Source organism: Luteimonas sp. Soil_C_5 (assembly GCF_057656615.1).
Genome location: NZ_JBDGKA010000006.1, coordinates 191,667 through 203,352, shown reverse-complemented (window position 1 = coordinate 203,352; position 11,686 = coordinate 191,667). Strand labels below are relative to the sequence as shown.

The 11,686-nt window shown below is 70.2% G+C and carries 13 protein-coding genes; 9 read left to right on the top strand and 4 right to left on the bottom strand.

Going from position 1 to position 11,686, the window contains the following annotated elements; translation table 11 throughout:
- Window positions 1–251 (top strand): hypothetical protein (locus AC3A5K_RS16440; RefSeq protein ID WP_487618633.1); only part of this gene is annotated, 251 nt, incomplete at its 5' end.
- A 217-nt stretch (window positions 252–468) separates the two neighbouring features.
- Here the strand turns inward: AC3A5K_RS16440 and AC3A5K_RS16435 are convergent.
- Window positions 469–762 carry a DUF2218 domain-containing protein gene (locus AC3A5K_RS16435; RefSeq protein WP_487618632.1) on the bottom strand — a complete coding sequence of 98 codons (294 nt, stop codon included), beginning with the start codon at window positions 760–762 and terminating at the stop codon, window positions 469–471.
- Between the two features lie 132 nt (window positions 763–894).
- On the opposite strand from AC3A5K_RS16435, the gene gph reads away from it, so the two are divergent.
- Complete coding sequence (gph, locus tag AC3A5K_RS16430; protein ID WP_487618631.1) at window positions 895–1,572, top strand: phosphoglycolate phosphatase; 678 nt, start codon at window positions 895–897, stop codon at window positions 1,570–1,572.
- A gap of 24 nt (window positions 1,573–1,596) precedes the next feature.
- Here gph and AC3A5K_RS16425 read toward each other — a convergent pair whose 3' ends face one another.
- Entirely contained in the window at window positions 1,597–2,583 is a 987-nt protein-coding gene (locus tag AC3A5K_RS16425; RefSeq protein WP_487618630.1) for a mitochondrial fission ELM1 family protein, read from the bottom strand.
- 92 nt (window positions 2,584–2,675) lie between these two features.
- On the opposite strand from AC3A5K_RS16425, the gene AC3A5K_RS16420 reads away from it, so the two are divergent.
- The 6 genes from AC3A5K_RS16420 to AC3A5K_RS16395 all read left to right on the top strand — a co-directional run bounded on the left by AC3A5K_RS16420 (window position 2,676) and on the right by AC3A5K_RS16395 (window position 7,690).
- Window positions 2,676–3,263, top strand: coding sequence for a malonic semialdehyde reductase (locus AC3A5K_RS16420; protein ID WP_487618629.1), 588 nt, complete (start codon window positions 2,676–2,678; stop codon window positions 3,261–3,263).
- A gap of 67 nt (window positions 3,264–3,330) precedes the next feature.
- On the top strand, window positions 3,331–4,050 hold the full coding sequence (locus AC3A5K_RS16415) for a YceI family protein (RefSeq protein ID WP_487618628.1): 720 nt from the start codon (window positions 3,331–3,333) through the stop codon (window positions 4,048–4,050).
- A gap of 169 nt (window positions 4,051–4,219) precedes the next feature.
- Entirely contained in the window at window positions 4,220–4,930 is a 711-nt protein-coding gene (locus tag AC3A5K_RS16410) for a pirin family protein (protein ID WP_487618627.1), read from the top strand.
- A gap of 82 nt (window positions 4,931–5,012) precedes the next feature.
- Window positions 5,013–5,213 (top strand): zinc-finger domain-containing protein, encoded by a 201-nt coding sequence (locus AC3A5K_RS16405; protein ID WP_487618626.1) that lies wholly within the window; start codon window positions 5,013–5,015, stop codon window positions 5,211–5,213.
- 25 nt (window positions 5,214–5,238) lie between these two features.
- A complete protein-coding gene (locus tag AC3A5K_RS16400) occupies window positions 5,239–6,360 on the top strand; it encodes a glycosyltransferase (RefSeq protein WP_487618625.1) in 1,122 nt (373 codons plus the stop codon).
- Window positions 6,335–7,690 (top strand): O-antigen ligase family protein, encoded by a 1,356-nt coding sequence (locus AC3A5K_RS16395; RefSeq protein ID WP_487618624.1) that lies wholly within the window; start codon window positions 6,335–6,337, stop codon window positions 7,688–7,690. Before AC3A5K_RS16400 ends, AC3A5K_RS16395 begins: the two co-directional genes overlap by 26 nt.
- A gap of 254 nt (window positions 7,691–7,944) precedes the next feature.
- Here the strand turns inward: AC3A5K_RS16395 and lpxL are convergent, their stop codons facing one another.
- Window positions 7,945–8,856: an LpxL/LpxP family Kdo(2)-lipid IV(A) lauroyl/palmitoleoyl acyltransferase gene (gene lpxL / locus AC3A5K_RS16390; RefSeq protein WP_487618623.1), complete on the bottom strand. Its 912-nt coding sequence runs from the start codon at window positions 8,854–8,856 to the stop codon at window positions 7,945–7,947.
- 101 nt (window positions 8,857–8,957) lie between these two features.
- On the opposite strand from lpxL, the gene waaA reads away from it, so the two are divergent.
- On the top strand, window positions 8,958–10,295 hold the full coding sequence (waaA, locus tag AC3A5K_RS16385) for a lipid IV(A) 3-deoxy-D-manno-octulosonic acid transferase (protein ID WP_487618622.1): 1,338 nt from the start codon (window positions 8,958–8,960) through the stop codon (window positions 10,293–10,295).
- 12 nt (window positions 10,296–10,307) lie between these two features.
- Here the strand turns inward: waaA and AC3A5K_RS16380 are convergent, their stop codons facing one another.
- Window positions 10,308–11,669 carry a TolC family outer membrane protein gene (locus AC3A5K_RS16380; RefSeq protein ID WP_487618621.1) on the bottom strand — a complete coding sequence of 454 codons (1,362 nt, stop codon included), beginning with the start codon at window positions 11,667–11,669 and terminating at the stop codon, window positions 10,308–10,310.
- Window positions 11,670–11,686 lie beyond the last annotated feature (17 nt).

Sequence of the window (11,686 nt, the reverse complement as noted above, 5' to 3'; positions counted from 1 at the left end):
AAAGGAACCAAAAAGCCCTTTCGCCGGACGCGATCCGGCACGGCTGCGCCGCGCCGGTGCCCTGCGCTTCTCGGACAGTGGGGCACGCAGCCCAAACTCGCTGCGCTCAGACATGGGCTGCTCTGCGGCCCCGCTGCCCTGCGATGCTCGGCTCGCTTTACGGCTCGGTACGTCAAAGGCTGGAAGCCGAAGCCGAAGCCGAAGCCGAAGCCGAAGCAAAGACAAAGGCAAAAAAGCGAGGCCGTGACTGAAGCAAAACTCGTCATTTCCGCGGCTCTTAACAGACGAATGTCTGGGGCCTGCGGGAATCCAGGGACTTCGGGGTTCAGTGGAGCAACGTCCTTGGATTCCCGCCGTCGCGGGAATGACGGCTGCGTTCCAAAGTGTCAGACGCCACAGGTCATCCGGCGTCCACCACCCAACAGCGGGCCTCGCCCCGACAAGGCAGTAGGCGAAACCCGAAACGCGTTAAGCCGGCTGCCAGTCGAACGCCAACGTCTCATCGCGCGCAAAGCGCTGCAGGTGGTTTTCGATCACTTGCTGGTACCGCGCGATGCCCTCCGCATCCTCCAGCGTCAGCACGATGCGCAACGCGTCACCGTCGACGGTGAAGTCGGCGCCCTGCGCGGTGTCGACGAACGGTATGAACGCATGCGCCTCGTCATCGCGGCGGATCTCGAACTTGTGGCGCCAGTGGTTGCACAGCGTGCGCAACAGGCGCGGGGCGTCGTTGGATCGGGTGGTCGTGGTGGTGGCGGGCATCGCGGGGCTCCAGGACGGCGTGGCGCGAGGATAGTGCGTCCGCCGCCGCGTGCGTGCCAACAGTGTGTTGCAGCGGCTGCCTGCGCCGCATGATCGCGCACACTAGGCGGCCCGCGTCCAACAAGGTCCGACATGTCTGCAGCCGCCACATCCGCCGACGGATTTCCCTGGTCCGTTGTGTTCTTCGACCTGGACGGCACGCTGGTCGACAGCGCCTCCGACATCGCCGAGGCGATCAACCGTTTACGGGTCGAACTGGGACACGCTGCAGTCGATGAAGCCACCGTGCGCAGCTGGATTGGCGACGGCGCGCGCCAGCTGGTCAGCCAGGCGCTGCGCCATGCCGGCGACAGCCGCGAAGTGGACACGGTGATGCGGCGTTTCATGCAGCACTACGAAGACTGCCTGCTGCTGGATCCGCGGCTGTATCCGGGCGTGGACGCGACACTGCGCGCGTTGCAGGCGGCCGGCGTGCGCATGGCGGTCTGCACCAACAAGCCCGCGCCGTGCGTGCCGCCGCTGCTGGACGCGATGGGGATCGCCAGCTATTTCGAGGCCGTGCTCGGCGCGGGCGAGCTGCCCGAGCGCAAGCCCGATCCGGCGCCGCTGCTGCATCTGGCCGGGCGCTTCGGCGTGCCGGTCACGCAGTGCCTGATGGTCGGCGATTCGTCGGCCGATGCCGGCGCGGCCATCGCGGCCGGCGCGCCGCTGGTGATGGTGCGCTACGGCTACCGGCGTGATTTCGATCTGGACGCCTGCGGCGCCTACGCCGTCATCGACCGGTTCGACGCGCTGCTCGCGCTGCGCTGAGCCTGCACGGCCCGATGCAGCGCGTCAGCGGTGCTGTGGCGTCAGCAGGCGCGCGCGGATCTCCTCGGCCACGCGCGCGGTCTCGCGCAACGGCACGACGTCGAAGGCCTGCACAGGATCGGCCTCGAACACGCGGGCGCGGCCGTCTGCCAGCAGGCCATCGACGAACCGGCGCGGCCGGCCGTCCACACGCTGCGGCTGGAACACGAACACCGGCGCCCGCGTCGCACATGCCTCCGAAAGCATGTTGACCGAGTCGGCCGAACACACCAGACGATCCGCCCAGCCCAGGATGCCGGCATAGGGATTGGGACCATCGGCCGCGTCGGCCCACACGACGCCGGTGGTGTCGCGGTAGCGCGCGCGCATCGCGTCGCGTACGGCGGGTGGCGTCCGCCGCGAACCGGCCAGCAGCAGGCTGCCGCCCTCGCGCGCGACCAGCGCATCGAGTGCGTCGGCAAGCGCCGTGAACGCGTCGACATCGAACCGGCCATGGCGTGAGTCGCCGCCCAGCAGCACGCCGGTGCGCGGACCGGGCAGGGCGCCGAACGCCGGATGCGCGGCGCGTGCGGCCTCGAGCCAGGCGTCGTCCACCGGATGCAGGCTGCCACGCGTGACCAGGACGTTGTCGCCCCGCACGGCATCGTGCTCCGGCACGACGACGAGGTCCCAGTGCCGCGCATCCAGGCGCGGATCGAGAATCTGCACCGTGCGCGCGCCATGGCGTGCGGCCACCCGCGTCGCAAGCGCCGCCTGTCGACCGCAGCCGATCGCCAGCGCCGGCGGCGCTGCCAGTGCGCGCCTGAAATCGGGGCCGAATGCAGCCGCCGCGCCAGGCAGGCAGCGGGGCGCGGCCCATCGCCACGGCGCCTGCGACGTGAGATGCAGCGCGTGGGCATCCGCTGCCAGCGCCAGTCCCAGTGCCTCGGCCTGACGCGCATTGCCCGCACGGCCGTCACTGATTGCCCAGATTTGTGGGTAATCGGCATCGAGTGGCGGGTTTTGTTCCACGTGTGTGACCTTCCGTTCCGACCGGTGCACGCGTGCCACCGCCCCGGGACTCTACACTTCGGGGCTGTTCAGCCCAACGCAGAGTGTTCCCGATGACCGACCGTGTGTCCGATGCCGCGCTCGACCAGTTGTTCCGCACCGCCCGTACCTACAACGGGTTCAGCGGCGAGATCAGCGACGAGACGCTGCGCCAGCTCTACGACCTGCTGAAGTTCGCGCCGACGTCGGCCAATTCGTCGCCCGCGCGCTTCGTGTTCGTGAAGTCGGCCGAGGGCAAGGCGAAACTCGGCCCGGCCCTGAGCGAAGGCAATTACGAGAAGACGATGTCCGCGCCGGTCGTCGTGATCGTCGCCCACGACGAGGACTTCCACGAGAAGCTGCCGTTCCTGTTCCCGCACACCGATGCCAAGAGCTGGTTCGACGGTCCGCGCGAGAACCGCGAGGTGCCGGCGTTCCGCAACGGCAGCCTGCAGGGCGCGTATCTGATCCTGGCCGCGCGCGCGCTGGGTCTGGATGCCGGCCCGATGTCGGGCTTCGACAATGCCAAGGTCGACGAAGCGTTCTTCGCCGGCACCGCGATCAAGTCGAATTTCATCATCAACCTCGGCACCGGCGATCCGTCGACGATCTTCCCGCGTTCGCCGCGCCTGCCGTTCGACGAAGCCGCGCGCATCGTCTGAGCACCCTCTCAATCCCGCGCGGCCGACCGGTCACGCGTTCCACGTCACGATCCACCAGGAGTCCGCCATGCGCACCCATCGTCTGCTGCTGCTTCCGCTTGCCGCCGCCATCGCCCTTGCCGCCTGCGCCCAGCAGGACGGCGCACCGGCCGAGGCCACCCCGCCCGCCGTCTCCGCCCCCGCGCAGCCCGCGTCCGAAGCGCCGGCTGGAACCGACGCCAATGTGGCGGCGGTGACCGGCGTGTCGGGGACCTACATCCTCGACCCCAAGCACACCGACGTCGTCGCGCAGTGGAGCCATTTCGGCTTCTCGAATCCGATCGCGCATTTCGGCGAAGTCGACGGCCGGATCGTCTACGACGCGGACAACGTCGCCAATTCGTCGGTCGAGGTCACGCTGCCGCTGTCGGGCCTGAACTCGCACGTCGGCGATTTCGACGACCACCTGCGCAGCGCCGATTTCTTCGACGCGGCCAAGTTCCCGACCGCGACGTTCCGGAGCACCGCCGTCGAGAGCGCGGGCACGAACAAGCTGAAGGTCACCGGCGATCTGACGATCAAGGACAACACCCGTCCGGTGGTACTGGATGTCACGGTCAACAAGTTCGGCGAGCAGCCGATGGCGAAGCGTCCGGCGGCCGGCTTCGATGCGGTCGCGACGATCAAGCGCAGCGACTTCGGCGTGGGCGCGTATGCGCCGAACGTCAGCGATGAAGTCCAGCTGCGCATCACCACCGAAGCTGTCGTCGCCGAAGACGCCGCGCCCGCGGCTGCGCAGGCCGAGTAAGCCACCGACGCCACCGCACGCGGTGGCGCGCGGGATCTCCTGCTGCGGGATTCTGCAGGCGGACATGGCCGAGGCCACGTCTGCCGGGTCCGCCGGATCGTCCGGCGGACCGATCGCCGGGCCGAAGTCTTTCCTTCCGCCCGGCCTTTCCGCCCAAGCGAGCCCCTCCATGAAATTCCATCGCCCGGCCGACGCGCGCGGCCATGTCCGCACCGGCTGGCTCGACAGCCACCACAGCTTCTCGTTCGGCCATTTCCACGATCCCGAGTGGATGGGCTTCGGTGCGCTGCGGGTGATCAACGAGGACCGCGTCGCCCCCGGCGCCGGCTTCCCGCCGCACGGCCACGCCAACATGGAAATCCTCAGCTACGTGCTCGACGGCGCGCTGGCGCACGAGGACAACAGCGGCGGCACGGGCGTGCTGCGCGCAGGCGAACTGCAGTGGATGGGCGCCGGTCACGGCATCGAACACAGCGAATTCAACGCCTCGGCCGACGCGCCGGTGCATTTCCTGCAGATCTGGATCCAGCCCGATCGGGTCAACCTGCCGCCCGGCCATGCGCAACAGGCATTCGCCGGCGAGGACCGCCGCGGTCGCTGGGCCACCCTGGTGTCGCCCGACGGGCGCGACGGCAGCCTCGCGATCCGCCAGCAGGCCACGCTGCAGGGCGTCTGGCTGGGTGCGGGCGAGCGGGTGGAGGCGACATTGCTGCCCGAGCGCCGCTACTGGATGCAGATCGCACGGGGTGCGGTGACCGTCGATGGCGAACGCCTCGTGGCCGGCGATGCGCTGGGCTGGGTCGACGAATCGACGACGCTGGTGCTCGAAGGCGCGGGCGACGACGTCGCCGACCTCCTGCTGTTCACCCTGCCGCGCTGAGCGGCCCGACGCGCTCGGCGACGCCGGCTGCGGGCGGCCGCGGTAGAATGGCCGTCTCCCACGCCCGATCGATACCGCCGTCATGACCGCAGCCAACGTCCAGCCGACGCAAGCCAACGCCGCGAAGCAGTACGAGGTGCGCCGCGCCGACCTGCCGCTCAGCTGCCCGCTGCCTGCGATGGCGTTGTGGAACTCGCATCCGCGGGTCTATCTGCCGATCGAAGCCGAGGGCGGCCAGTCCGATTGCCCCTACTGCGGCGCGCACTTCGTCCTCGTCGACTGAGCGCGCGCTCGCGCGCCGCGGCCGCATGCGTCGTCCGCTGACCGTCGTCCAGTTGCTGCCGGCGCTGTCGTCCGGCGGTGTCGAACGTTCCACGATCGAGATCTCGGCTGCGCTGGTCGCGGCCGGACACCGTGCGCTCGTGGTCTCGGCCGGTGGCCGGCTGGAACCGGCGCTGCGCGCGACCGGCGCCGAACACATCACGCTCGACATCGGTGCCAAGCAGCCCTGGGTGCTACGCCACGTCTCCACGTTGCGCCGGCTGTTCGCCGAGACAGGCGCCGACATCGTGCATGCGCGCTCGCGCGTGCCGGCGTGGCTCGGACAGTTCGCGCTGCGCGGCATGCCGGCGGCGACGCGTCCGCACTTCGTCACCACGATGCACGGGCTCAATTCGCCGTCGCGCTACAGCGCGATCATGGCGCGCGGCGAACGCGTGATCTGCGTGTCGCGCACGGTCCGCGATTACCTGCTGCGGCATTACCCGGCCACCGATCCTGCGCGGCTGCGGGTGATTCCGCGCGGCATCGATCCGGCGCAGTTTCCGCCAGCGCCGTGGCCGGATCATGCGGCCCGCGCCGCGGTCGCCGCGCTGCACCCGGCGCTGGATGGCGACGGTCCGCTGCTGCTGCTGCCCGGTCGCGGCACGCGGTTGAAAGGCCATGGCGACGCGCTGCAGTTGCTGGCAGCGCTGCGCGCCGATGGCTGCGATGCGCGCCTGTGGATGCCCGGCGCGCGCGAAGCCGGCCGCGAGCGTTACATCGCCGACATCGAACGCGAGGCCGGCACGCTGGGCTGCGCGCAGGCGCTGGCGATCACCGCGCCGACGTCCGACATCGCCCAGGCCTACGCCGCCAGCGATCTGGTGCTGCAGCTCTCGCGCAAGCCGGAAGCCTTCGGACGCACCGTCGTCGAGGCTTTGGCTTCCGCGCGTCCGGTGCTCGGCTGGGCGCATGGCGGCGCCGGCGAACTGCTGGCCGAACTGCAGCCCGATGGCGCGGTCGCGCCGTTCGATGCGCCCGCGTTGACGCAGGCAGCGCGCGCGCTGCTCGCCCGGCCGCCGGCGCGAGCCGGTACGATGCCCTACACCTTGCGCGCCATGCAGGACGCAACGCTTGCGGTCTATGACGAATTCGACGACGACAACTGAGCCGATGACCGACGCGCGCGCGCCGCGCACGGTGGGCTGGCGCTGGGCGCCGCACTGGGTGCTGGCCTTCGTGATCCTCTGGCCTGCGCCGGGCTACGCCGAAGGCGTGATGGTGCTCGGTGCGCTGGCCGCGATCGTGCTGCTGCTGCGCGCGCGCTTCCGCGGTGGCGCGGCGTTGTTGAGTCCGGCGGCCTGGGCACTGACCAGCGCGCTGTTCTTCGTCTACTGGACGCCCCAGCTGCTGTCGACGCTCGATTCGGTGGATGTCGGCCGTGCGCTGCGCGAAGCGCTGGTGGACCTGCGATACCTGCCGTTCCTGTGGCTGGTGGCTTCGGCGGTTGCCACGCGCAAGGCGCGCCGCACGACGCTCGGCGGCCTGGCGATCATCGTCGCGGTGTGGACGCTCGATGCGCTGGCCGAAGTCGTGCTGGGCACCAGCCCGCTGTTCTTCGGCATCGACCAGCTCAAGCTGCTGATCAGCAACCGGCCGATGTGCACGCTCGAGCAGCTGGCGCACGTCGACCGCGTGGGCGGCGTGCTCGGGCCCTGCAATCTGAAACTGGGCATCGTGCTGGCCAGCCTGTCGCCGTTCGCGCTGTACGCCGCAGGGCGCCGCTTCGGCGCGGCGGGCTGGATCCTGTCGGCAGCAGCGATCGGCGTCGTCCTGCTGTTCGCCGGCTCGCGCGCTTCGTGGCTGACCTATGCGCTAGTGCTGCTGTTTTCGGGTTGGCGTCTGCTCGGCTGGAAGCGGCTGCTGGCGGTGTTCGCCAGTGGCGCCGTGATCGCCGTCGTGGTCACGCTGCTGTCGCCGCAGGTGCGCGAGCGCGTCGAGCGCACGGTCATGGGCCTGTCGGCGGACCAGGAGCAGGTCGACACCGCCTTGTCGGGCCGCGCCCGGATCTGGGAGGCGGCGGTCTGCATGATCCGCGAGAACCCGGTCAACGGTGTCGGCTCGCGGGGCTTCCGCGAGGCGTTCCCGGGCTGCGATCCGCAGGCGGGCGAACAGGCCGCGTGGGGCGACGGTCCCGCGCTGCATGCGCATCAGATCGTGCTCGAGGTTGCCAGCGAAACCGGCCTGATCGGCCTGCTGCTGTGGCTGGCCGGCGTGGCCCTGGCCTGGCGTGCGTGGCGCTTCGCCAGTCAGGAGGCGCGGGATCGTGCCCGGCCGGCGATGCTGGCACTGGCGGTGACGGTGTTCCCGCTCAACACCCATCTGGCGTTCTATTCGACGTTCTGGGGCGGCTTCACACTGCTGCTGTGCGCCCTCTATGCCGGCAGCCTGCTGGCCCGCGACGAACCGCCGCCGAGGCGCGCTGCCGCGATCTGGTGAGTAGGCGCGTCCGCGCGACTGCGGTGTGGCAGTGGCGTCCGGGCACGCTGTGACGGCGTGCAGCGAACATCGGGCGACCAGCTCCCGTTCGGCGGATCGCGCACCGGGTGTTCGTGTTTCGACGGATCTACCCAGACTTCTGAAGCCAAATCGACGCGCGTGACTTCGATGCAGCGCGTGCTCGAAATGCACGTGCCTGAGCTGCCAGCCGATCGCCACAGGCGGTGGCCCGCATCGAGACCCGGCGCGCCGCCTCAGTCGTACAGCGCGGCGCCGTCCGGCTGCCGCTTGAAGCGGCGGTGGATCCACAGGTACTGGTCCGGCGCCGCGCGCGCCATGGCTTCGATGCCGGCCATCACGGTCGCGGTGTCGGCAGTCGCATCGTCGGTTGGATACGGCTCGAGCGCGGGCGACAGCGTCAGCGTGTAACCGCCGTCGTCGCGCCGGCGATGGCCGAACAGCACGACCGCCGCGCCCGACATCCGCGCCAGCTGATGGGTCGAGGTGAGGCTGTGCGCCGGGCGGCCGAAGAACGGCACGTAGACCGCGTCGCCGCCGCTGGGATCCTGGTCGGGTGCATACCAGAGCAGGCCGCCACGCTTGAGGTGACGCACGGTGCCGCGCACATCGCGCTTGGGAAACATCACCGCGGCGTAGCGCTCGCGGCCGCGGCGTACGGCCCATTCCATCGCGGCCTCGGTGTGCGGGCGGTACATGCCGGCCAGCGGCACGTGATCGCACATCAGGCGGCCGCAGACCTCGAGCGTGGTGAAGTGGCCCGACACCACGATGACGCCGCGGCCGCCGGCGCGCGCGGCCTCCATGTGTTCCAGGCCTTCGACCACAAGGCCGCGACGCAGCGGCGCGACCGAGCCCCACCAGGCGCGGCCGAACTCGAACAGGCCGATCCCGAGCGAATGGAAGTGGGTGCGCAGCAGCTCGGCGCGCGCGCCAGCATCGAGTTCCGGCAGGCAGAGTTCGAGATTGCGCGCGGCGATGCGCCGGCGGCCGGACAAGGCGTGCCGCAGCACATCGCCCAGCACGCGGCCGAGCGCGCGCTGCAGCGGCCAGGGCAGACGCGCGGCCAGTGCCATCAGGCCGATGCCGCACCAGGCGGGCCAATGACGGGGCGCAAGCGGCGGGCGGGGTGTCGGAGTCGCGGGCATCGGACCATTGTAGGACGCGTGCGTTCGCCGCCGGTCGTGGCGGACGCATCGGTCCCTGCAGCGCGGCGCCTGTCGCCCGGGCCTTCCGCTATCCTGTCGTGATGCCGGCCGACCTCTCCGAACGACTGCTGCGCGGCCTGTATTCGGCCCTGCTGGTCGTGCTCGCGCCGATCACGGTGTACCACCTGATCTGGCGCGGTTTCCGTCAGCCCGCGTACTTCCAGCGCTGGAACGAGCGTTACGGCGTCTATGGCGCCGAGCCGCGGCACGCACCGATCTGGGTGCATGCGGTCTCGGTCGGCGAGGTCAACGCGGCCGCGCCGCTGATCAACGCGTTGCTGGCGCGCGATCCTGCGCGTCGCCTGCTGGTCACCACGATCACGCCCACCGGGTCGGAACGCGTGCGCGCGCTCTGGGGCAGCCGCGTCGAACATGTCTATCTGCCCTACGACCTGTCGGGCGCGGTGCGCAGGTTCCTCGCCCATTTCCAGCCGCGCATCGGTCTGATCGTCGAAACCGAACTGTGGCCGAACCTGCTGTTCTGCTGCCGCGATGCGGGCGTTCCGACCGCCATCGTCAACGCGCGCCTGTCGGCGCGTTCGCTGCGCGGCTATCGCGTGCTGCGGCCCCTGGTCGGGCGTGCGCTGCGCACGGTCGACAAGGTCGCCACGCAGTCGTCGGACGACGGCCGCCGCTTCGTCAAGCTGGGTGCCATGCGCGAGCGCGTCTTCGACACCGGCAACCTCAAGTACGACATCGCGATCGACGAGGCGGCGGTCGCGGCGCTGTCGCACGCATTCGCCGCGCGTGCGGGCACGCGGCCGGTGTGGATCGCGGCGAGTACGCACCCTGACGAGGAGCCGATCGTCATCGACCTGCATCGGCGGCTGCGCGCGCGCTGGCCCGATCTGCTGCTGGTCTGGGCGCCGCGGCATCCCGAACGCTTCCGCGGCGCCGCGCAGCTGGCGGTCGAGGCCGGCTGGCGCGTCGCCACACGTGCGCTCACCACGTGGCCCGATGCCGGCGACGATGTCTTCGTGCTCGACACGCTGGGCGAGCTCGGTGCGTTCTTCGCCTGCGCGGATGTCGCCTTCGTCGGCGGCAGCCTGCAGGACATCGGCGGGCACAACCTGCTCGAACCGGCCGCGGTCGGTGTGCCCGTGGTCACCGGGCCGCATCTGCAGAACTTCACCGACATCGCGCGCCAGCTGGGCAAGGCCGGGGCACTGCGCATCGGCGCCGACGCCGATGCGGTGCACGATCATCTGGCCGCCCTGCTGGGCGATGCCGATGCGCGGGCGGAAATAGGCGCGGCCGGACGCACGCTGGTCGAAGCCGGCCGCGGCGCCTTGCAGCGCACCCTCGCCCTGATCGACGGCGACCTGCCGGCGCCGGAAACGCAAACGGCGCGGATCCGATCCGCGCCGTTCGGGGTCTGACGCCGCAGACGCTTACTGCGGCGGCGGTGTCGCCGCGCCGGTCCCGGTGGATGCACCGACGCTGTTGACGTCGACGGTCAGCTGGCGGTTCACGTCCTGCAGGTTGCCGATGTCGAGCGTGCCGGCGGCCTGTTCAAGCAGCAGACGGCTCTGCAGGAAGTTGTACTTGGCGAACGCGTACTGCTGGCGTGCCGAGAACAGGTTCTGCTGGTTGATCAGCACGTCAATGACGGTACGCGTACCGACTTCCAGACCGACCTGCGAGGCTTCGTACGCGCTGTTGGCCGAGACCAGGGCCAGGCGGCGTGCCTCGACCTCGGTGATGCCTGCGACGAGGCCCTGATAGGCGTTGCGCGTGTTGCGCTCGATCGCACGACGCTGCGCTTCGTACTGGTCGGCGGTGATGTCGCGCTGGGCGATCGACTGGCGCACGCGCGACTGGGTGAAGCCGCCGCTGAAGATCGGCACGGTCAGGGTGATGCCGATGCTGTTGGTTTCGCCGCGCTGTTCCACGGAGCCGAAATTCTGCTCTCCCCAGGTATCACTTCGACCGTAGCGGGCGCCGAGGTCGAGCGTGGGCAGATGGCCCGACTTCGCGGCGGTCACGCCGTACTCGGACGCGGTGACCTGATAGCGCAGTGCCTGCAGTTGCGGGTTCTGACCCAACGCGGTCGCCACCCAGGCTTCAGCGTCGCGGCCTTCCGGCAGCTCGGGCGTGAAATCGTCCGGCAGGCCGCGCAGGTCGCGGATTTCCGAACCGGTGATCTCGGCCAGCGCCTGGTAGGCGTCCTGCAGCGCGTTGCGCTGGACGATGGTGTTGGCGCGCGCACCGTCGTACTGGGCGCGGGCCTCGTGCACGTCGGTGATCGGCGCCAGGCCCACTTCGAGGCGCTTGTCGGCGAAATCGAACTGCCGCTTGAACGCGGCTTCGGCGGCTTCGGCGGCGGCCAGGGTCTCGGTCGCGATCAGCACGTCGAAGTACGCGGCCGCGGTGCGCGTGATCAGCGCATCGTTGTCGGCGTCGAGCTGGAAGTCCGCCGCCGTGCTCAGCGCGCGCTGCGAACGCAGCGTCGAGATCTGGCCCCAGTCGAACAGCACCTGGTTGGCGCTGACACCATAGCTGCGCGTGCGTGCGCGACCGGATACGCCGGCCGCGCGGCTGTCGGTCAGCGACGCGCTGCCGCCGATCTGCGGCAGCAGGGCGCCACGTGCCTGCACGGCGCCTTCCCGGGTCGACAGGCGCTGCGATTCGGCGATCGACAGGGTCGGATCATTGGTGCGGGCCAGCTCGTAGGTCTGGACCAGGTCGGCGGCCAACAGCGGGCTGGACGTCAGCGCCAGCGCAAGCGACAGAAACAGGGGGCGGCGGAACATCAGGAGATCCTTCGAAC